This is a genomic window from Streptomyces sp. NBC_00631 (assembly GCF_045206895.1).
Classification (GTDB): domain Bacteria; phylum Actinomycetota; class Actinomycetes; order Streptomycetales; family Streptomycetaceae; genus Streptomyces.
Genome location: NZ_CP107734.1, coordinates 1,904,887 through 1,926,113 on the forward strand (window position 1 = coordinate 1,904,887; position 21,227 = coordinate 1,926,113).

7 protein-coding genes are annotated in these 21,227 nt (G+C 74.5%); all 7 read left to right on the top strand.

From position 1 onward, the window contains the following. The first annotated feature begins 9 nt into the window (after positions 1-9). Positions 10-1,881 (top strand): non-ribosomal peptide synthetase, encoded by a 1,872-nt coding sequence (locus tag OHB00_RS08830; protein WP_406432969.1) that lies wholly within the window; start codon positions 10-12, stop codon positions 1,879-1,881. Further along, positions 1,878-4,928 carry a type I polyketide synthase gene (locus OHB00_RS08835; RefSeq protein ID WP_406432971.1) on the top strand — a complete coding sequence of 1,017 codons (3,051 nt, stop codon included), beginning with the start codon at positions 1,878-1,880 and terminating at the stop codon, positions 4,926-4,928. The genes OHB00_RS08830 and OHB00_RS08835 overlap by 4 nt, the downstream gene beginning before the upstream one ends. A gap of 425 nt (positions 4,929-5,353) precedes the next feature. Then, a complete protein-coding gene (gene hppD / locus OHB00_RS08840; RefSeq protein WP_406432973.1) occupies positions 5,354-6,424 on the top strand; it encodes a 4-hydroxyphenylpyruvate dioxygenase in 1,071 nt (356 codons plus the stop codon). Between the two features lie 208 nt (positions 6,425-6,632). Beyond that, positions 6,633-8,504 carry a BTAD domain-containing putative transcriptional regulator gene (locus OHB00_RS08845; protein WP_406432975.1) on the top strand — a complete coding sequence of 624 codons (1,872 nt, stop codon included), beginning with the start codon at positions 6,633-6,635 and terminating at the stop codon, positions 8,502-8,504. Positions 8,505-8,610: 106 nt separating this feature from the next. Further along, positions 8,611-14,907, top strand: coding sequence for an amino acid adenylation domain-containing protein (locus OHB00_RS08850; RefSeq protein WP_406432977.1), 6,297 nt, complete (start codon positions 8,611-8,613; stop codon positions 14,905-14,907). After that, positions 14,904-19,814: a condensation domain-containing protein gene (locus tag OHB00_RS08855; protein ID WP_406432979.1), complete on the top strand. Its 4,911-nt coding sequence runs from the start codon at positions 14,904-14,906 to the stop codon at positions 19,812-19,814. Before OHB00_RS08850 ends, OHB00_RS08855 begins: the two co-directional genes overlap by 4 nt. A gap of 43 nt (positions 19,815-19,857) precedes the next feature. Continuing rightward, positions 19,858-21,177 (top strand): MFS transporter, encoded by a 1,320-nt coding sequence (locus OHB00_RS08860; RefSeq protein WP_406445685.1) that lies wholly within the window; start codon positions 19,858-19,860, stop codon positions 21,175-21,177. Positions 21,178-21,227: the final 50 nt, after the last annotated feature.

Consider the following 21,227-nt stretch of genomic DNA (forward strand, 5'->3'; position numbering starts at 1 on the left):
ATCGCCTTCATGGGAGCCACTCAAGCAACCACACTGCACGAACTGATCGCCGCCCAGACGCGCGGGGCGGCGTCGAGGATCGCGGTCACCGGGCCCGACGGCGACCTCACCTACGGCGAACTCGAACACCAGGCGGAGCGGGTGGCCGTGCGGCTCGCCGCACTCGGCGTGGGAGTGGACCGTCCCGTGGGCCTGCTGGTGCCCCGGTCGGCAGCGATGATCGTGGGCATGCTCGGCATCCTGCGGGCGGGCGGGGCCTACCTGCCGCTGGACCCCGAGCTTCCCGGCGCCCGCCGCGCCGCCCTGCTGTCGGCCGCGGGCGCGGCGGCCGTGGTGACGACACCGGAACTGGCGGAACGCGCCGCGGCCGGCGGACTTCCCGTCGCCGTGCTGGGCGAGGACCCCGGCGAGCCGGGCCCGGACCGGCCGCCCACTCCCGACGCGGCCCTGTGCTACGTGCTGTTCACCTCCGGATCGACCGGCAGGCCCAAGGCCGTGGCCGTCGAGCACCGGCAGTACGTCCACTACCTGAACGGCCTGTACGAGCGGATCGAGCCGGGGTGGTCCTGGGCCCTGGTGTCCACGTTCTCCGCGGACCTGGGCAGCACCAACGTGTTCGGCGCGCTGACCACCGGCGGCCGGCTGCACGTGCTCTCCCGGGAACAGGCGGTCGATCCGGCGGAGTTCGCGGCCTACTTCTCGCACCAAGGTATCGACGCCATGAAACTCGTGCCGAGCCATCTCGGGGCGCTGGCGGGCCCCGACGGCGCCACGGTCGCCGGGGTGCTGCCGCGGCGACTGCTGATCTGCGCCGGAGAGCCGCTGCCGGCGAACCTGGTCCGCCAGGTCCGCGCCGCCCGGCCGGACCTGGCCGTGGAGAATCACTACGGCCCGACCGAGACGACCGTCTCGATGCTCGGACACCGGGTGACCGAGGAGGTGCCGGAGGCCGCGACGGTGCCCCTCGGCCGGCCGTTCCGGGGCGTGCGCACGTATGTCCTCGGGCCGGACGGGGAGCCCGTGCCCGACGGCGTCACCGGGGAACTGCACATCTCCGGGGCGAACGTGGCCCGCGGTTACCTCGACGCTCCCGCCGCGACCGCGGCCGCCTTCACCCCCTGTCCCGGCGAGCCGCCCGGGGCCCGCAGGTACCGCACGGGCGACCTGGTCCGGCGACTGCCGAGCGGGGACCTGGAGTTCGTCGGGCGCGCCGACGACCAGGTGAAGGTCATGGGTTACCGGGTCGAGCCGGGCGAGGTGGCGGCCGTCCTGACCCGCCATCCGTACGTGGGGCAGGCCGTCGTCGTGCCGTACGGCGCCGCCGACGAGCTGCGGCTGGCCGGCTATGTGACCGGATCCGGCGTCACGGCGGGGGACGTGCGCGCCTTCGCCGCCGAGCTGCTGCCCGAGCACATGGTCCCCTCGGCCGTCGTGGTGCTCGACGCCCTGCCGCTGACCCCGAACGGCAAGATCGACCGGGCCGCCCTGCCCGCCCCCGTGACCGAGCAGGGCGGCGGCCAGGTCGCTCCGGGGGCGGGTCCGGAGGAGCGGGTGGCCGCGGTCTGGGCCGCCACGCTCGGCCGGCCGAGCGTGGGCGTGCACGACAACTTCTTCGACATCGGCGGCACTTCGCTGCTGCTGATGCGGCTCAGGGCCCGGCTGGTCAAGTTGTTCGAACGGGAGATCTCGATGGTCACGCTCTTCCGCAATCCGACCGTGCACCTGCTGGTGCGCCATCTGGAGACCGCCACGGCACCCGGCTCACCGGCATCCGGCCCGGAGGCGTCCGGCCCCGATGCGGAGTACGGCAGGGGGCGCAGCAGGCTGACGACCGCCGCCCGGGCCCGGCGGCGCGCCGCGATGAGCGAGGACGAGCGATGAGCGCGCGGCAGGCGGAGCCCACCGGGCTGGAGATCGCCGTCGTGGGCATGGCGGGACGGTTCCCGGGCGCGGACTCGGTCGGACGGTTCTGGGAGAACGTGGTCGACGGCGGTGAACGCCTCACGTCGTTCACCGCGGAGGACGCGATAGCCGCGGGGGTGGCACCGGACGAGGCCCGACGCCCCGACTACCGGCACGTCCACGGGGTGCTCGACGGCGTCGAGTACTTCGACAACGTCCTGTTCGGGTACACGCCCCGGGACGCAGCCCTGCTCGACCCGCAGCAGCGCATCTTCCTGGAGTGTGCCTGGGCCGCGCTGGAGAACGCGGGGTACGCCCCCCGCGCCGAACGCGCCTCCGTCGGCGTCTACGCCAGTGCCAGCCAGAACGCCTACCTGCTCGGCAACCTGCTGCGCTCCCCCGGGGCGCTGGCGAACACGGGCCCGCAGGAGCTGCTGCTGGCCACCGAGAAGGACATGCTGGCGGCCCGGGTCTCCTACCATCTCGATCTGCGCGGGCCGAGCCTGAGCGTGCAGTCCTCCTGCTCCTCCTCCCTGGTCGCGGTGCACATGGCCTGCCAGGCGCTGATCGCCGGCGAGTGCGAACTGGCCCTGGCCGGCGGTGTCACGGTCCATGTGCCGCAGTACGAGGGGTACCGGCACACCCCGGGCTCGGTGTTCTCCTCCAGCGGCCACTGCCTGCCGTTCGACGCCGAGGCCGACGGGACGGTCTTCGGCAACGGCGTGGGAGCGGTCGTGCTCAAGCCGCTGGCGGACGCTCTCGCCGACCGCGACACCGTGCACGCCGTCATCCTCGGATCGGCGGTGAACAACGACGGCGCGAGAAAGGTCGGCTTCACGGCTCCGGGGGTGGACGGGCAGATCGCCGTCGTCCGCGCGGCGCACCGCGTCGCGGGCGTCCACCCTCGCACCATCAGCTACGTCGAGACGCACGGGACCGGCACGTCGCTCGGGGATCCGATCGAGTTCCAGGCACTCACCGAGGCGTTCGGCACCGAGGGAACGCCGTGCACGCTCGGCACCCTCAAGGCCCAGATCGGGCATCTGTCCGGCGCGGCCGGCGTGGCGGGTCTGATCAAGACGGTGCTGGCGCTGAAGCACCGGGTCCTGCCGCCCAGTCGCCACTTCAGCAGGCCCAACCCGGACATCGACCTGGACTCCGGCCGGTTCCGCCTGCTCGGCGAGGCGACGCCGTGGCCGCAGGACACCGGGCGGCGACGGGCCGCGGTCAGCTCGTTCGGGATCGGCGGGACGAACGCGCACATGGTCCTGGAGGAGCCCCCGCCGCCCCCGCCGCGCTCGCGCGGCGGCCGCGAGCGCGAGGTGCTGACCCTGTCCGCCCGCGAGGACGAGCGGCTGCTCGAAGTGGCCGCCCGGCTGCGGGAGCACCTGCTGGCCCATCCGGAGACCGAGCTGGCGGACGTCGCCGCCACGTTGCAGAGCGGCCGCGCCCCGCAGCGCCGCAGGGCCACGGTCACCTGTACGGACCTCGGCTCGGCCGTCGCCGCGCTGGCCGCCGTACGGCCGCCGGCCGCGGACGCCCGCGATCGTGGTGTGGTCTTCATGTTCCCCGGCCAGGGCACCCAGCGGGTCGGCATGGGCCGGGACCTGTACGAGACGGAGGAGACCTTCCGCACCTGGATCGACGCCGCCGACAACCGCCTGGACTTCGACCTGCGCGGCCTGCTGTACGACGGGGATCCGGCCGAGAACGCGCGGGCGCTGGAGCGCACCGGCCGCACGCAGCCGGCGCTGTTCGCCGTCGAACACGCCCTGGCCCAGGTGTGGCTGGAGCTCGGGATCACGCCGAGGGCGATGATCGGGCACAGCCTCGGCGAGTACGTGGCGGCGACCGTCGCGGGGTGCTTCGACTTCGCCACCGCGCTCGACCTGGTCGCCGCGCGGGCCCGGCTCATGCAGGAGCAGCCGCCCGGCGCGATGCTCGCCGTCGGCCTTCCCGTGGACGAGGTGCGCCCGGTCCTCGACGGCGGCATCGCGGTCGCGGCCGTCAACGGCCCGGACCTGTGTGTCGTGTCCGGTCCCCTCCCGGCCGTGGAGGCACTGGAGAAGGAGCTGCGGTCGGCCGGGACCACGTGCCGCCGGCTGCACACGTCCCACGCCTTCCACTCCCCGATGATGGAGGCGGTGGCCGCGCCGTTCGAGGCGATGCTGCGCAAGGCCGTTCTCCGGCCGCCGCAGATCCCCTTCGTCTCCAACCTGACCGGCGACTGGATCCGTCCCGAGGAGGCGGCGGATCCGGCGTACTGGGTCCGTCATCTGCTGGCCCCGGTCCGCTTCCACGAGGGGGTGGGACGGCTGCTGGCGGGCCCGGCGTCGGTGTTCCTCGAAGTCGGTCCGGGGGCCACCCTGCGGACGCTGGCCGGCAGGGGCGGGGACGACCACGTCCTGCTCGGCGGGCTGCCCGATCCGGAGCGCGAGGGGCCCGGCGGTGACTATCTGGCCCGTACGGCCGGCCGGTTGTGGGCCGCGGGCGCATCCGTGGACTGGGGCCGGTGGCGTCGTGGGACGTGGTCGCGCATACCGCTGCCGACGTACCCCTTCGGCCGCCGCCGGCACTGGGTGGAGCCGGCGCCCGGGGCGGAGCTGGGCCTCGCGGTCACGGCGGCGCGGCCGCAGGAGCCACAGCCCGTGCGGCCCCGCTCCTCCGGGCCGGAGCCGGCCGGGGCGACGGAGCCGGCCGTGGGTCCGTCCGACATCGTCCTGCGCATCTGGCGGGAGCTGCTCGGCATCGACGACGTGGGCCTCGACGACGACTTCTTCGAGCTCGGCGGCCACTCCCTGCTGGCGACCCGCATCATCGCCCGGGTGACCGAAGCGACCGGGGTCGAACTGCCGGGCGACGCGCTCTACTCGGCGCCGACGCCCCGGGAGCTCGTCGCGCTCGTCGAACGCAGCGGTTCTTCACCTGGCGGCGAGGCGGACCCGGAGACGGTGGCCGAGCTCGTCGCGGAGATCGCGGAGCTGTCACCCGAGGAGGTCGAGGACTGGCTTCGCAGGGAAAGCTGACCGGGAATTGCGGTCGGCCGGGAAAGGGCCGTTGCCGGGCGGGCATATTGCCGACGACTCCGGCCGCCGACGGGCGGGAAGCCGAAATCGGCAGAATACCGGCCGGCGGACCTCGCTCTCGCCGGAAAAGCGCCGCGCCCGGCCCACCCCGCAATTCGGGTCCGGGCGGCGCACTTCCGCCGCGGTGTTTCGAGAAGGGCCTTCCGCCGGCCGCCGGGCCGGCCCCGCATGCCCGCTCGGGGACACCGGGCCGCTCTCTCGTGGCCGCCACAACCTGCGTCACTCTTTCATGACTTACCCGGACAACCGGCCGGTCGGGAGATCGGGGTTAAGCAAAGTGTTCAGTAGGCCGTAAAGCCCTCGATGTGATGATGACGTCAGCCGGGCCCGCATGGGCCACCTGAGTGTATTGCCCCGGGGGAACCATGAATCGTGCGCGTCTGAGCCATGTCCACATGTATGTCGGCGACGCCTGCCAGGCGGCCTACTACTACCGCACGGCCTTCGGCTTCCGCCCGATCGCGGAGTCGGACCCGGCCGTGCAGCCCCACTCCGTCCTGCTGGCCCAGGGCCGTATCCGGCTCCTGCTCACCTCCGCCACCGACGCGGCCGACCCGGTCGCCCGCTATGTGGCCGCGCACGGCGACGGTGTGGCCGACATCGCGATCGAGGTGCCCGACGTCGCGGAGGCCTACCGCACCGCGGTGGCGAACGGCGCCGAACCGGTCACGGCGCCGGCCACCCACGCCGGCCCGGCCGGCCCCGTCGTCAATGCCGCGGTCCGCGGCTTCGGCGACGTCGTGCACACGTTCGTCGAGGCGGGTGCCGCGCTCCCGCACCCCGCCCTGTCGCCCGTGGCGGGTGCGTCACCCGTGCCCGCGGACGGTGAGCTGCTGGGGGACATCGACCACTTCGCCGTGTGCGTGCCGGTCGGCGAGCTGGACAAGACCGTGAGCCGGTACCAGCAGACGTTCGGCTTCGAGGAGATCTTCTCCGAGTTCATCGAGGTCGGCCGGCAGGCCATGTCGTCGAAGGTGGTGCGCGACCCGGCCAGCGGCATCACGCTCACCGTCCTGGAGCCCGACGCGACGCACGATCCCGGCCAGATCGACACCTTCCTGCGGTCCCACGGCGGGGCCGGGGTCCAGCACGTCGCCTTCGGGACGGCGGACATCAGGGAAGCCGTGCGGCGCCTCGGCGACCAGGGCGTCGAGTTCCTCCGGACACCGGACGCCTACTACGAGCTGGTGGAGGGCCGGGTCGGTGAACTCGGCGCCGAGCTCGACGACCTGCGGGCGCGGAACATCCTCGCCGACATCGACGAATGGGGCCTGCTGCTGCAGATCTTCACCCGGTCCCCGTACACGCGCCGGACGCTGTTCCTGGAGCTGGTCGAGCGGCGCGGCGCGCGGACCTTCGGCAGCGGCAACATCAAGGGGCTCTACGAGGCGGTCGAACGGGAACAGAGCCGCGCCGGGTCGGCCGACGCGGCCTGAACGGCTGGTCAGGTCCTCCGGAGCCGCCCGTCCGGCGGCTTCCGCCCCGCGTCGGTCATCCGGACGCGCACGCGGTACTTCCCTCCCGGCGGCGCCGGCGAACACGTCGGCCTGCCGCCAGAATCACCGACCACTCCCGGCACGCCGGCGTCCGCTGATCCCGATCGCGATCCGACGGGGACGGACCCGCGTACGACCTGAGAGAAGCATGATGGACTTCCGGATTCTCGGTTGCCTGCAGGTATGGGACGGCGACCGGCTGATCGACATCGCCGCCGACAAGCAGCGGGCCGTCCTGGCCGTGCTGCTGCTGCGGGCCGGCCAGACCGTGCCCGTGCAGGAGCTGGAGGACCAGGTCTGGGGGGACACGCCCCCCGCGAAGGCCAGGAACACCCTGCAGGCCTACGTCTACCGGCTGCGCCAGCTCCTGAGGTTCGACTCCGACACCGCGCTGCTCACCGAGGCGGGCGGCTACCGGCTGACGGTGCCCGACGGAGCCCTCGACCTGCACCGCTTCCAGGACCTGACGGACCGCGGGCGCGCGGCGATCAGGGCTGGGCGGGCGGACGAGGGCTCCGCGGCCCTCCAGACGGCGCTCGGGCTGTGGCGGGGCACCGCCCTCGCCGACGTGTCCGCGACCGCGATCCAGGCCGACGTCCAGCGCCTGGAGGATCTGCGCATGACCGTCGAGGAGGACGCGGTCGAGGCGGCGCTCACGCTGGGGCGGCAGGCGACGATGGTGCCCCGGCTGGAGGCCATGGTGGCCGCCCATCCGTACCGTGAGCGGCTGTGGGCGCTGCTGATGGTGGCGCTCTGCGGCGCCGGCCGGCAGGCCGACGCCCTGGCCGCGTACGGGCGCGCCCGAGCCCGGTTGCGGGCCGACCTGGGGATCGAACCGGGGCCGCAGCTACGGCAGTTGCAGCGCGACATCCTGTCCGGGCGGGCCGTCGGACGGGCCGGGGACGCCGACGGCTTCTGGTTCGTGGGGGCGCCGACCGCGCCGCCCCGCCCCGCGGCCGCCGGCGGGGAGCGAGTGCGGGTGGCCGCCGAACTGCCCCGCGACACGACGACGTTCGTGGGGCGCCGGACCGAACTCGCCGCGGTCTGCGGCTGGTTCTCCGAGGACGGAGCGGGTCAGGTCGGCATGATCAGCGGCCCGGCCGGCGTCGGCAAGACCACGCTCGCCGTGCACGCGGCCCACCGGCTCGCCGCGCGATTCCCCGACGGCCAGTTCTACGCCAACCTGCACGGCGACGACGACACCGCGCCGAAGCCGGCGAAGATCCTCCGCCGGTGGCTGTCCATGCTGGGCGTCACCGCGCTGCCCCGGTACGGCGAGGAGCTGGCCGCGCTGTTCCGGTCGGCGCTCGCGACCCGGCGCGTCCTCGTGGTCGTGGAGGGCGCGGCCGGCCTCGACCACGTCAGCCCGCTCCTGCCCGGCGCCGGCAGCTCCGCCGCGCTGGTGACCGGCAAGCGCGCCCTCACCATGATCGACGGTGCCGCGCACCTGACGCTGGGGGTCCCCGACGACGAGGAGGCGCTGGAACTGCTGCGCCGTACGGCGGGGCCGCGACGGGTCGACGCGGAGCTCATGTCCGCGCGCACCATCGTCCACCAGTGCGAGAACCTGCCGCTCGCGATCCGTATCGTGGCGGCGCGCCTGGCCGCCCGGCCGGAACTCCCGCTCAAGGACGTCGCCGACCAGCTCTCCGACAAGCAGCGCTGTCTGGACGAACTGGCCTTCGGCGGGCTGACCCTGCGGGCCCGCATCCGGGCGAGTTACGACCGGCTGCTGCCGGCTGAGGCGAGGCGGATGTTCCGGCTGCTGAGCGGCTGGCCCCAGGTCGACTCCGACGGCGTGGCGGCACCGGTGCTCGCCGCGCACACCGGGCTCACGCTCCCCCGGGTGCGCTCCGCCCTCAACACCCTCGCCGACGTGCACCTCGTGCTGGCGCGGCCGGACGGCCGGTACCGGATGTCCACACTGGTCCGGCTGGTCGCGGCCGAACTGGCGCCCGAGCCCGGGGACGTACGGCAGTTGTCCGCCGCCGTCGCGGGCGGCCGCGCCGACGGCGCGTGAGGGCGTCAGTGACGGACCAGCAAGCAGTCAGCGGCGCGCCAGAGCCCACGGCGAAGGTGGGTGCTGCGGTCCACGGCCGGGCCGCAGGGAGGTGGACCAGCCAGCCATGACCAGCGCCCAGGACCGCCGGAACGGCGCGGACACCATCCACGGCCTGTTCGAACGCCAGGTCGCGGCGACCCCCGAGGCGGTCGCGGTCGTCCAGGGAACCATCGCGCTCAGCTACGCCGGACTCGACACGGCGGCCCGCCGCCTCGCACTGCGGCTGCGGGAAGCGGGTGCGGGCCGGGGCCGTCACGTCGGCGTCCTGCTCGACCGCTCACCCGAGCTCGTCGTCGCCCTGCTCGCGGTGCTGAAGTCCGGTGCCGCGTACATCGGGCTGGAGCCGGCGTACCCGTCCCGGCGGCTCGGCGTCGTGCTCGACGACGCGGGGGCCGCTCTGGTGGTCACCCGGGCGGAGCTCACCGGCCGGCTGCCCGCCGACGCCTGCCCGGTGGTGCTGGTCGACGAACCGGCCGGCCCGGGCCCCGGGAGCAGCGGCGACGGGCTCCCGCCCACGGCCGCGCGCCCCGGCGATCTGGCGTACATCATGTACACCTCCGGGTCGACCGGACGGCCCAAGGGCGTCATGGTCGAGCACCGCAGCGTGACCGCGTTCCTCGCCGGGATCGGCAGCCGTGTCGGCTTCGGTCCGGGGACCCGGACGCTGCAGTTCGCCGGGATCACGTTCGACGCGACCGTCGGCGAGATCTTCGGGCCGCTCACCGCCGGGGGCACGGTGGTGCTGCCGCCCCCGGACGCCGACCTGGTCGGCCCGGGGCTGGCCCGGCTGCTCGAACGGGAGCGGATCACGACGGCGTTCCTGCCGCCCTCGGTGCTGGCGGTGCTGCCGGACACGGAACTGCCCGACCTGCGCACCCTGGTGGTCGGCGGCGAGGTGGTCCCCACGGAGGTCGTCGAGCGCTGGGAGCGCCGTCGGCACTTCCACGTCGCCTACGGCCCCACCGAGTCGACCCTGATCATCACCACGAGTGACCGGCGGCAGCCGGACCGGCCGCCGCCCATCGGCCACCCGCTCCCGGGTGCGGAGGCGTACGTCCTCGACGCCGACCTCTGGCCGGTCGCGCCCGGGACGGTGGGCGAACTCCACCTGGGCGGCCCGACCGTGAGCCGCGGCTACCTGGGCCGGCCGGCGCTGACGGCCGAGCTCTTCGGGCCGCATCCCTTCGCCGAACGGCCGGGCGCCCGGCTGTACCGCACGGGCGACCTCGCGCGCGTGCTGCCCGACGGCCAGCTGGAGTTCGTCGGCCGGACCGACGACCAGGTCAAGATCCGCGGGGTCCGGATCGAACCCGCCGAGGTGGAGCGGACGATCTCCGCCCTTCCCGGCGTGCGGCAGTGCGCGGTGGTCGCCCGCGGCGAGGGCGCCGACGCCCGGCTGGTCGCGTTCGTCGTCGGTACCGGCGTCTCGGCCGCCCAGCTGCGCCGCGAGGCCGCCGCCGTGCTGCCGCCGACCATGGTTCCCTCGCTGTTCGTGCCGCTCGCGGCGCTGCCCATGCAGACGCACGGCGGCAAGGTCGACCGCGCGGTGCTGCGTTCGCTGGAACTGACCTCCCGGCCGGACGGCGTGGCCTTCGAGGAACCGTCGGACGACCTCGAACGGGCTCTGGCCGCCGTCTGGGAGGACGTGCTCGATGTCCGGCCCGTGGGCCGGGGTGACGGCTTCACCCGGCTGGGCGGCAGTTCCCTGCAGGCCGCCCGCGTGCTCACGCGGATCGTGGCCGACCTCGGAGTCCGGCCGACCCTGCGCGATTTCCACGCGGCCGGGTCCCTGGCCGAACTGGCGGACCTGGTCCGCGAGCTGCTGCGCACCGGCACCGCCGAGCGGACGTCGCCGCCCGAGGCCACGCCGGCGGGCGGGCCGCCCGTACCGGCGCCGGGGCAGCGTCGGCTCTGGTTCCTGTCCCACCTGAATCCGGCCGCGGGCCCCGCCTACCACGTGCCGTCCGCGCTGCGCCTGCGCGGCCCCCTGGACCCTGCCGCCCTCGGCCGGGCGCTGACCGCGCTCGTCGGCCGCCACGACGCGCTGCGGACGGCCTTCCACCTCGTCGACGGCGAGCTGACGGTGTCCGGGACGGCCGGGGACGACGCCGTGCTGACCGTCGTCGACTCGGCCGGACGCACGGTCGAGGAGGTCGTGGCGGAGGCCGCCGCCGAGGCAGCGCGCCCCTTCGACCTCGCCCGTGCGCCGCTCGTGCGGGCCACCCTGTACGGACTCGCGCCGGACGACCACCTCTTCGTGGTGGTCATGCACCATCTGGTCACCGACGGCTGGTCGCAGAACGTCTTCGACCGCGATCTGGCCCTGCTGTACGCGCGGGAGACCGGGGCGGCCCCGGAGCCGGCCGCGCCCGCCCCGCGCTACGCCGACTTCGCCGGCCGGCACGCCGAACTCGCCCGCACCGGCGCCCTGGAGCCCGGACTCGCCTACTGGCGCGAGCAGTTGAGCGGCGTGCCCACCACTGTCGAGCTGCCCGCCGACCGGCCGCGGCCGCCGGTCCAGACCCACGCGGGCGGCCGGGTCTCCACGACGCTGCCGGCGGACCGGGCGGCCGCGGTCGCCGACCTGGCCGCCGCCGAGAACGCCACCCCGTTCGCCGTGTACCTGGCGGCGTTCGGTGCGCTGCTGCGCGCCGTGGGCGGCGGGGACGACCTGGTGGTGGCCGCGCCGATGGCCGGACGGCCGAGCCCCGAGGCCGAGGACGTGATCGGCTTCTTCACCAACACCGTGCTGCTGCGCCTGCGGGCGGACGCCCGGCGCAGCTTCCGCTCGCTCGTCGGGGAGAGCCGGGAGCGCACGCTGGACGCCCATGAGCACCAGTACGTGCCGCTGGAGGCCGTCGTGGCGCAGGTCGCCCCGGACCGCGACCTGTCCCGGCAGCCGATCGCGCAGGTGGCGTTCGCCTACCAGGGGCCGCTGCGGCCGCAGGCGGCACTGCAGGGGCTCGACGTCGAGCCGGTCGCCCTGGACAACGGCACCGCGAAGTTCGACCTCACCCTCGAACTCGACGAGCTGCCGCACGGCGTGCGGGTCACCGCCGAGTTCAGCGCCGATCTGTTCGAGCCCGCCACGGCCCGGCGGCTGCTGGACTGGTACACGCGCCTTCTGGACTCGGCCGTGGCCGCCCCCGACGCCCCGCTGAGCTCCCTGCGGTTCACCGCCGAGGACGAACGGGGCGTGCTCCTGCCCGCGCGGCCCGCCGACCCCGGTGGCTGTCTGCACGAACTGTTCTCGGCCCAGGCCGCCCGCACCCCGGACCGGGTGGCCGTCAGCGACGGCCGTACCCGCCTCACCTACCGGGAGCTGGACCTGGCGTCCAACCGGCTGGCGCACCGGCTGAGCGCCCGCGGCGCGGGACCGGAGACGCTGGTCGGCGTCTGCCTGGACCGGGGAGCCGACGTCGTCGTCGCGATCCTGGCCGTGCTCAAGGCGGGCGCGGGCTATGTGCCGCTGGACCCCCGCTACCCCCCGGCCCGCCTCGCCCTGACCCTGGAGGACTCCGGCTGCCGCTCGGTCGTGGCCGACGCGGATCTCGCGGACCTGCTCCCGGGCGCCGACCTCGTCGACGTCGCCGACGCCTATGACCCGACGCTGCCCGCCGCCCCGCCCGGCAGCGGCGTGCGCCCGGCGAACACCGCGTACGTCATCTACACCTCCGGCTCGACCGGGCGCCCGAAGGGCGTGACGGTGACGCACGCCAACGTGTCCCGGCTGTTCGCCGTGACCGCCGACGAGTTCGGGTTCGGGCCCGAGGACACCTGGTCGCTGTTCCACTCCTTCGCGTTCGACTTCTCCGTGTGGGAGCTGTGGGGGGCACTGCTGCACGGTGGCCGGGTCGTGGTCGTGCCGTACGCCGTGAGCCGGGATCCCGAGGCGTTCTGGGAGCTGGTGCGGAGCGAGCGCGTCACCGTCCTCAGCCAGACCCCGTCGGCGTTCCGGCAGCTCGCCGCGGTCGCCGCCGACCGCGGCCACCCGGCGACCGACCTGCGCCTGGTCGTCTTCGGCGGGGAGGCCCTCGAACCGGCGATGCTGCGCGACTGGCTGGCGCACCACGGCGACCGGTCCCCCCAACTCGTCAACATGTACGGGATCACCGAGACCACCGTCCATGTGACGCTGCGGTCCCTGACCACCGCCGACGCGGCGGGGACGGGCAGCCCGATCGGCCACCCGCTCGCCGACCTCGGACTGGCCCTGCTCGACGCCGACCTCGAACCCGTCCCGGTCGGCGTGCAGGGCGAGCTGTACGTGCTGGGCGCGGGCGTCTCCCGCGGCTATCTGGGACGCCCGGCGCTCACCGCCGAACGGTTCCTGCCCGATCCCTTCACGGGCGCCAGGATGTACCGGACCGGGGACCTCGCGATCCTCCGCCCGGACGGCGAGCTGGTGTTCTGCGGCCGCGCCGACCAGCAGGTGCAACTGCGCGGCTTCCGGATCGAGCCGGGCGAGATCGAGGCGGCGCTGCTGGCCGAGCCTGAGGTCCGTTCGGCGGCCGTGGTGGTGCGGGCCGACGGCGGCGACGCGGAACGGCTCGTCGGCTACGTGGTCCCGGCGCCGGGTGCGGAGCCGGACGTCGCCGAGCTGCGCCGGCGTCTCGCCGAGCGGCTGCCCGGGCACATGGTGCCCGCGGCGCTGGTCCTGCTGGACCGGCTGCCGCTCACCGTGAACGGCAAACTCGACCGTGCCGCCCTCCCCGCCCCGCAGCCGCCACGGCCCGCGGCCGCGCGGCCCGACGCGGCCGCCGCCGAACCGGCCGCCGACGCGCTGGCCGCCATCTGGGCGGACGTGCTCGGCGTCGAACAGGTCGGCGAGGACGACGACTTCTTCGTGCTCGGCGGCGATTCCATGCACGCCGTCCAGGTGGTGGCGGCGGCCCGCGCCGCCGGGCTGGCGATGACCGTCGCGGACCTCTTCACCCATCCCACGGTCGGCCGGCTGCTGGCGATGCTCGCCGCCGGTGCCGACCAGGAGCCGCAGGCAGGTGCCCCGGTCGACTTGGCCGACCCCGCGGGCGACACCGCGTCCGACGGCCTGGCGGACGCCTACCCCGCCTCGGTGCTGCAGACCGGAATCATCTACGAGTACGAGATCGGCGACGACCCGACCCTCTACCACGACCTCAGCACCCTGCGTCTGGCCGGGCCGCTCGACCCCACGGCGCTGGGCGACGCGCTGGACGCCGTCTCGGCCCGGCACGACCTGCTGCGTGCCTCGTTCGACGTGCTGCACGAGGACGGGCCCGTCCTGCGGGTGCACAAGGACGCCCCGCTGCCGCTCACGGTGGTCCGGGCCCCGGTGACAGCGGCGGACGGCCACGCGGCGGCAGTGCGGGAGTGGTGGCTGCCCCAGTGGCACGAGTGGTTCGACCTCGCCCGGCCGCCGCTCGCCCGGTGTCACGCACTGGACCACGGCGACGGCTCGTGGACGCTGGCGCTGTCGGTGCACCACACGGTGCTGGACGGCTGGAGCCTCGCGGTCCTCCTCACGGACCTCGTGCAGGCGTACGACCTCCGGCTGTCCGGAGCCCCGGCCGAGCCCGGCGAGCCGTCACGGACGGGGGCCTACCGCGAGTTCGTGGCGCTCGAACGGCGGACGGTGGCCGATCCCGGCGCGGGCGAGTACTTCACGACGATGCTGAAGGGGCACCAACCGGCGCCGGTCACGGCGCGGGTGCGCACCGAACCGGCCGCCCCTGCCGCCCCGGCGGCTCCCGACGTCGATGTCCGGCGGGTGCTCGACCCCGTGTTGCGCCGCCGCGCGCGAGCGGCGGCCGCGCGGCTGGCCGTACCGGCCAAGAGCGTCTTCCTCGCCGCGCACCTGCGGGCCCTGGCCGCCCTGAGCGGCTCGGCCGATGTCGTCACCGGGCTGGCCGTCAACGGCCGTGCGGAGGTGGACGGCGCGGACCGGGCGATCGGCATGTTCGTCAACAGCGTGCCGCTGCGCGTCGACACCGGCTCCACCGCGGGGTGGCACGACGTGGTCGCCTCGGCCTGGGCCGCGGAGCGCGCGCTCGCCCCGTACCGCAGGTTCCCGCTGGCCACGTTGCGCGGGGCGCTCGGCTCGATGCCGTTCGACGTCCTGTTCAACTACGCCGACTTCCACACCTACGACTCCCTCGCGGGCCTGCGGCACGTGCGGCCGCTGGAGTTCTGGTACTCCGACCGCAACGACTTCCCGATGACCGTCACGGTCGCGCGCCGGCCGCTCTCGCAGGACTGGGAGCTGATGGTCCGGGCCCGGCCCGACCTCGTCGCCGACGGGCTCGCGGACCGGACGGCCGACCTCGTGCTCGCGTCCCTCAGTGACGCGGTCGCCGACCTCGAAGGGCGGACGGTGCGATGAGCAAGGACCTCGGCGAGCTGCTCGACGGACTCACCCCGCAGCAGCGCAGGCTGCTGCAGACCAGGCTGGCCCAGCGGTCCGCCGCCTCCGTGCCGGTCCCGGCCGGGACCGGCCGGCCGGTGTCCCACGAGGAGGCGCTGCCGCTCTCGCCGGCGCAGGAGCGGCTGTGGCTGGCCGATCAGCTGTCGCCCGGCCGGGCGGTGCCGGTGACGTTCGGGGTCCGGCTGACCGGGCCGTTGGACCGGGATCTCCTGCACGCGGCGATCGGGGACGTCATCACCCGTCAGTCGGCGCTGCGGACGGTGTTCCGGAAGACTGCGGACGGGCCTCGCCAGGTCGTTCTCGACGCGTTCGTGCCGCCTCTGCCCGTGGTCGTCGCGGAGCCGGTCCCGGCGGCGCCGGCCGGGCCGTACTCCCCGGCGGTGGCGCGGCTGATCGCCGACCGGGCCCGGCCGCCGTTCGACCTGACCACCGCCCCACCGGTGGCCATGACGCTGTTCGCCCTGGGACACCACGACCACCTGCTGCTGGTCAGCGTCCACCACATCGTCATCGACGGCTGGTCCACCGAGGTCTTCGTCGCCGACCTGGTCGCCTGTTACGCGCGCCGCAGCGGCGAGGACGCCGATCTGCCCGTGCTCCGCCTGCGGTTCGCCGACCATGCCGCGGCGCAACGGGCGGCGGCCGACGACGGCCGGCTGGCCCCGCAGCTCGCCCACTGGCGGGAGCGGCTGGCCGGCGCCCCCGCCCTGTCGACCGTTCCGGCGGACCGCCCACGCCCGCCCGCGCCGACCGGCCGGGGCGCCCACACGGAGTTCACCCTCCCCCTCGATGTGACCGACCGCCTGACGGCGGTGGCCCGGCAGTCCGGCGTCACCCTCAACAACGTCGTCACCGCGGCCTTCGCGGTGCTGATCCAGCAGGCCACCGGCCAGGACGACGTGCTGTTCGGCACGCCGGTCGCGCGCCGGCAGCGGACGGAGCTCGAACCGCTCGTCGGCAGCATCGCCGACACCCTGGTGATCCGGGTCGACCTGTCCGGCGGCCCCACGGGCGAGGAACTGCTGCGCCGGGTCCAGCGGTCGGCCGCGACCGCGACCGCGCACCAGGACGTGCCCTTCTCCCGGCTCGTTCAGGAACTCGCGCCCACCCGGCGGCTCGCGTACAATCCACTGTTCCAAATCATGCTCAGCGCAAGCGAGTTGGGCGTGACGGAGCCCCGCACAGCGGGCGATGTCACGTTCACGCCGGAGCGGGTAGAGACGGGTGCCACCGACTTTGACATGTTTTTAACAGTGCGCCGCGGGGCCGCGGGTCTGACGGGCGTCCTCGGGTACAGCACCGACCTCTACCTGGCCGAGACCGCCCGGCACGTCGCCGACGGCCTGGCCGCCGTACTGACCGGGTTCGCCGAGACACCCGGCCGGCCGGTCGCCGAACTGGTGCCGCTGCGCCGCCGTACGGTCCAGGTGGCCGCGTCGTTCACGGCCGAGCCGATGGGCGAGGCGATGCGGTTCTGGTCCGGCTTCTCCAGGGTGCCTTTCGAGGCACGGTTCGCGCCCTACGGCCAGGTCCTCCAGCAGCTCCTGGCCGGTGCGGGGAGCGACGGGCAGGTCGTGCTCCTGCGTTGGGAGGACTGGTCCCGCCACCGCTCCGGCGAGCTCTCCGCAGGCTCGCTCGCCGCAGTCGTCGACGACCTGCTCGCGGCGGTGGCCGCCTTCCGGGCCCGGACGGGCACACCACTGCTCGTGATGGTCTGCCCGTCGCGTGACGGGGCCGTCCTCGGCGCGGCCGACGAGCGGCTGGCCCGGGGACTTGCCGGAATACCGGGCGTCGAGGTGACGTGGCCCGCGGAGTTCGCCGCCGGGCTGGGCGTCACGGAGATCACCGACGCCACCGCCGACGCGCTCGGGCACGTCCCGTACACCGAGGAGTACTTCGCCGCGCTCGGCACCCTCGCCGTACGGCGTCTGCTGGCCGCGTGGCGGGCCGAACCGCCCGGCCCGGAGCGCGCGGAGCACGCCGCGACCCGTCTCGCCACCGCGGCGCAGCTCACGAGAGCGGTGCGCGAGAACCTCGCCGAGCCCGCCGCGGACGGCGATCCGCAGGAGTACGTGCCGCCGCGGACGGAGACCGAGAAGCGGCTGGCGGCGCTCTGGGCCGAGCAGCTCGGCACCGACGAGGTCGGCGCCCGGAGCAGCTTCTTCACGCTGGGCGGGCACTCGCTGCTGGCCACCAGGATCCTGTCCCTGGTGCACCAGGAGTTCGGGGTGCCCGTGTCGTTCCACGAGTTCTACGCCGACCCCGTGATCACCGCGCTCGCCCGCACCATCGACCTGGGACGGGCCGCGCGGGACGAGGGCGCGCCCGAGGCCGGGGGCCGGCCGGTGGTCGTTCCGGTGCCCAGGGACCGGCCCGTGGAACCGACCGTGACCCAGCGCCGGCTGTGGGCGCTCGCCCAGCTCGGCGCCGGCTCCGCCGCGGTCACCTTCGCGGCCACCCTGACCGGGCCGCTGGACGAGGCGGCGCTGCGCGCGGCGGTGGACGACGTCGTGCGGCGGCACGAGTCCCTGCGCACGACCTTCGGCACCGAGCAGGACCGCCCGGTCCTCACCGTCCACGACCGGCTGGACTGCTGGTGGCCCGGCGCACCGGCCGACGCCACCGGCGACACCGACGACGTCCGCGGCCGGCCGGACGAGCCGGCCGCGGCGATCCACACGCACGAGACACAGCCGTACGACCTGGAGAAGGGACCGCTGCTGCGGGTACGGCTGCTGCGGGACGGGCCCGAGCGGCACCACCTGCTGATCGGCGTGCACCACATCGCCTGTGACGACGCGTCATGGCACATCCTCCTCAAAGACCTGGCGGCCTGTTACCGGGCCCGGGTGGGCCTGGGCGAACCGCTGCCCCCGCTGCCGGTCCAGATGGCGGACTACGCGGTGTGGGAGCGCGACCGGCTGGCCTCCGCGGCCGCCGAGGCCGACGCGGCCTACTGGAGCGACCGCCTCCAGGACGCACCGCCACGGCTGGAACTGGCCCGCGCCCGCGACAACACGCCATCACCGTCGGCGGCGTCGGCGTCGGCGTCGGCGGGGAACGCCGGTGTGCTGGCCCGGCCGCTCGGCGGCGACCTGGGCGCGCGCGCCGAGGAGCTCGCCCGGGTGTGCGGCGTCAGTACGTTCGTGGTGCTGCTGACCGCGTACGCGCTGGTGCTGGGCGAGGAGAGCGGCCGGGGGGACGTCGTGCTCGGCGTACCGTCCGGGGGCCGGGACCAGCCGGAGCTGCGGGACCTCGTCGGCCGCTTCGCCCACCTGATGCCGCTCCGCCTGGATCTGTCGGGGGCCCCGACCTCGCGGGCGCTGCTGCGCCGCGTGCACGAGACGGTGCTCGGCGCGCAACGGCACCGGGAGACGCCGTTCGGGCGCATCGTCGAGGAGGTCCGGCCGCCGCGCGACGCCTCGTACCACCCCGTCTTCCAGCATGCGCTCAACGTGGTGGACGAGCCGTCGACCGGCCTCGACCTGCCGGGGGTGTCGGTGCGGACGCTGGACGTGCCGAAGCGGAACACGGCGTACGAGTTCTTCCTCCACCTGCACTGGCGGGACGGCGTCCTGGGCGCGGAGGTGGAGTACGACACCACCAGGCTGAGCGGGGACGCGGTGGACGACCTGCTCTCCCGTTTCGAGTCGGTCCTCAGGGAGATGAGCGGCGCGCCCGGCGCCGCCGTCCCCGGGCCGACGCTGCCGGAGCCCGTCCGGACCGGATCGCTCGACGTACCGCGGCTGGCCGTCGCCACGACCTGCCCGGCCGAACCGATCCGCCAGGAGACCGAGCCGCTGCTGACCCGCTTCGACGTCGCGCCGGCCCTCTCCGTCACCTCCCAGCTGTTCGGCGCCCTGCTCGACCCGGCCGGGGCGTTCGCGGCCGGGCCCGACGGGGTCAACGTGGTCGTGCTGCGCTGGGCCGACCTGATCGGCTCACCGGTGCCCGGACGCCTGGGCACGCTGGTCCGCCGCCTGGACGACGCGGTGACCGACGTGGTGGCGGCGGCCAGGGCGTACCGGGCCGGGTCGAGCCGCCCGCTGGTGGTGCTGACCCGGTCCGCGGGGGGTCTCCTGGAACCGCGGCTGGAGGCGCGCATGGACGCCCGGCTCTCCGTGGAACTCGCCGCGCTCCCGGGGACGGAGGTGCTGACCGGCCCGCTTCCGGTGGCGGTCGGCGAGACGGCCGTGCGCCGGCTGCACCAGGCTTTCCGGGTCCCTCCGGTGAAGTGGGTGGTCACCCCGGCGGCCGGCTGGTCCGAGGCCGACCTGGTCCGGTTCGCCGCGCTCCAGCAGGCTCACGGCCGCCGCCTCGTCGTCTGCGTGCCGCCCGGCACCGAGCCGCCGGCCCGGCTCCGGGACGCCGAAGGGGTCCGGCTGGTCCACGACGACGCGACCTCGTCACCGGCCGCGCTCACCGGGGTGGCCGGCACCGACCCGGCCGAGTGCACGGTGCTGCTTCCCGACGGGGACGATCCCTGGGCCGCCGTACGGACGCGATGGGAGCTGGACGCGCCGTCGGTGACGTCCGGCTGGTCGCCGGCGGTGCCGCTGGCCCTGGCCGAGCCGACGCGTGCGGAGCCCCGCGACGACCGGGAGCGGACGCTGGCGCGGGTCTGGTCGGACGTGCTGGGGATGGACATGACCCGGATCGGGGTCCACGACGACTTCTTCGCTCTCGGCGGCGACTCGATGCTCGCCATCCAGGCCGCCGCCCGCGCGAGCCGGGCCGGTGTCGTGATCACCGCCGGCCGGTTCTGCGCCTGTCCCACCATCGCCGAGCAGGCCGCGGACGCGTCGAGCGCCGCAGAGCCGTCGCGACAGCTGACCGAAGACCAACTCCTACGAGGAAGGAACTGATTCACCTGTGAGGCGCGCTTCGGGTTTCGCCGGGTTCACCGTGATGTGGGCCGGCCAGATACTGTCGCAGGTCGGTACCCGGATGACGAATTTCGCCATCGGCATCCACGTCTATCAGACGACGCACTCGTCCCTCGACGTCACCCTGCTCACGTTCGTCGCCTTCGGCGCGACCGTCATCTTCTCCCCCGTCGCGGGGGCACTGATCGACCGGTGGAGCCGTCGCACCACCATCATCGCCTCGGACGTGGGTTCGGGGGTCGTGACCCTGCTCCTGCTGTGCGTGTACCTGGCCGGGGACGCGCAGCTCTGGCAGCTGTACGTGGTGAACTTCCTGACCGGCGCGTTCCTCGCGTTCCAGGCTCCGGCGTACGGTGCCGCCATCACCGTGATGATCGAGAAGGGCGGCTACACCAGGGCCAACGCGATGATGACCATGCTGAGGGCGGCGCCGTACGTGGCCGCTCCCGCCATCGCCGCTCCCCTGCTGTCGGCGATCGGGATCGACTCGGTCCTCGCCGTCGACGCCGCCTCGTACCTGCTGGCGATCGCCGCGGTGTTCGCCGTCAAGCTGCCGCCCAACCCGGTGCGTGAGCACATCGCGAAGGGGATGGCCGGGTTCCGGCAGGACATCGGCATGGCGTTCCGCTACATCGCGCACCGCCGGCCCCTGGTCGGGCTGCTGTCCATCATGCTCTCGATCAGCTTCCTGTCCGCGTTGGGCTGGGTGCTGTTCACGCCGCTGGTCCTCGCCCGCACGGACGGGTCGGCCGACGCGGTGGGCATCGTCCAGGCCGTCGGGGCGATCGGCGGCACCGGGGCGGGCGTCGTACTCGCCATGCTCAGGCCCACCGACAAGAAGATCTTCCGCATGCTCGTCGCGATCCTCGTCCTGGGCATTCCGGGGCGGATCTTCTTCGCCTTCGACGGCGTCTGGATCTGGTCGATCGCGCTGTTCCTCGGCTGGGGCGCCCTGCCCTTCATCGACGGCTACAACCAGAGCATCTGGCAGGAGAAGACCCCGCCCGAGCTCCAGGGGCGCCTGTTCGCCGCGGTCCAGATGGCCGAGAACATCGCGAGCCCCATCGCGTACCTCGCCGCCGGCCTCCTCGCCGACCACGTCCTGGAGCCCGCCATGCGGCCGCACGGGTGGCTCGCCCCGGTCTTCGGGCCCATCACCGGCACCGGGCCGGGCACCGGGATCGCCGTCCTGTACGTCCTGTCCGGCCTGGGCGCGGTCGTCGTCGCCCTCGTCGGCTTTCTCACGCCGTCCATCCGGCACGCGGAGGCCCTGCTGCCGGACGGGGGCGACGCCGAGCCCGAACCCTCCCCGGCGACTCCGGGCACCCGCCTCGCCACCTGAGCGACCCGCGCGACTTGAGCGACCTGAGCGACTTGAGCGCCCCTTGGAAG